The sequence below is a fragment of the Streptomyces sp. CA189 genome (genome assembly GCF_056428985.1).
The window spans coordinates 1-1,840 of sequence record NZ_JBWJVM010000170.1; the positions used below are offsets into that span (position 1 = coordinate 1).

The following is a 1,840-nucleotide window of genomic DNA, read 5'->3' on the forward strand; positions in this document are numbered from 1 at the left end:
GACTCCGAGGGGGTGGGCGTCGGGGTCGGGGTGGGAGTCGGGGTCGGCGTGGGGGTGGGCGTCGGGTTCCCCGTCCCCGGGTCCGTCGTCTGGTACTCGGTGTTGGAGGTGAACCACAGGGAGGCCGCGAACGTCCCGTAGGTCTCCGTGCCGAAGGCCTTGCGGCACACGACCGTCAGGTCGTAGCGGCCTTCGAGGGTGGTGAAGCCGGCCTGGTTCGCGTAGTCCCGCATGGTCATCGTCAGCGGGACGCTCATGCCGCCCGACTCCGTCGGCGGGTAGCTGGTGACGGGCGAGTTGCCGACCACGTTGAGGCCCTCGGCCGGGAAGCCCTTGCCGGCCACCGTGACCAGGATGTTCGTGGCGGGCTCCGGGCAGGCGGCCGAGGTGGTCACGTCGACGCTGCTGCCGTCGTCGCCGGTGGCCGGGTTGATCTTCGCCGAGCCGGCCGGGGCGGCGTGGGCCGCCGTCGGCACGGTCAGGGCCAGACCTACGAGGGCGGCGGCGGCCGCGGTCGCGACGCCTGCCGCGGATCGCCGGCTGGGGCGGGTGAACTGCACGATGGACTCCTTCTTGGCGTTCTGGCGTTCGTTCGTCTCTGAGGTGGCGCGCCGGCGGGCCGACACGGCGGCCGCGGCCCGGGCCAGGCGCCTGCGGCGCCAGACCCACAGCCCGCCCCCGGTGATCACGAGGACCATCGCGAGCAGCGCCCACGGGACCGTCCACAGCGACACCGATCGGGTCAGGGAGGGGAGCTTGGGGTCCACGCCGTCGCGGGCGGCGACCGGCTGGACCGAGACCACGGCGGAGGACCGCAGCACCTGGGCCACCCCGTCGGCCTTGGCGGTGATCGTCAGCGAGGTGCCGGGCAGCAGGTCGCCGAGGTCCTTCACGCCGTCCGCGGTGACGGAGGTGCCGAACAGGCCGTTGACGCGTACGGCCTGCCGGGCGCCGAGCCGCACGTTCCCGGTGTTGCTCAGGGTGTACGTGACGGTCGCCGAGCCCTCGGCGAAGGGGTTCGCGCTTCCTTCGTACGAGGCGGCGACCTGCTGGACTTCGAGGCGCGGGGTGAGGGTTCCGGCGGCGCGTACGTAGACGCGGGCGCCGACCCGCTGGTCGAGCTTGACCTTGTTGCCCTGGGCGTCCTGGGCTCCGGCGGCGAGCGAGGCGACGATGCCGCCGGTGTGGTCCCCGGGGGTGACCTCGCGGGGGACGGTGACGGTGAAGGGGACGATGACGTTGCCCTTGGGCGGGACGGTCACCTTGTCCTTCTCCAGCTTGATCCAACTGCCCGCGTCCTTCGGGGTCTGGCCGGCCGGGAGCAGGTCGAAGCCGCCGTCGGCGGTGTTGACCGCGTCGCTCGCGTAGACGGCGAGGGTGAGCGGTTCCTCGCCGTAGTTCCAGATGGCGATCTGGTCGCGCGTCGTGGCTCCGCCGGTGACCCCGTAGGAGAAGTGGGGCCGGGCGTCGGGCCCCTTGGGTCCGGCGGGCTGCACGCCGAAGGTGGACTTGCGGTCCTCCCCCGGAGCGGCCGGGGCCGAGGCCGCGGCCCGGGCCGGCGCCGCGAAGACCAGCGCGAGCAGTGCGAGGAGGAGGACGAGGAGAAGCGCGAGGAGCGGGGCGGCCGCGGCAGGCGGGCCGGGGCGGCGGCCGCGCCGGGCGGCGGGGGTGGTGGGGTTCATGGCTCGGGCGTCCGATCCGGAGAAGGGGTGCGGCGGGCCGGCGGGCGGCGGCTGCGGCGGGCGGCGGGGGTGGTGGGGTTCATGGCTCGGGCGTCCGATCCGGAGAAGGGGTGCGGCGGGCCGGCGGGCGGCGGCTGCGGCGGGCGGGCGGGCGGTGC

The 1,840-nt window shown here is 74.9% G+C and carries 1 protein-coding gene; it reads right to left on the minus strand.

Annotation, left to right across the window (positions count from 1 at the left end):
• On the minus strand, window positions 1-1,682 hold a 1,682-nt coding region (locus AC061S_RS44330; protein WP_478691558.1), incomplete at its 3' end, for a hypothetical protein.
• Window positions 1,683-1,840 lie beyond the last annotated feature (158 nt).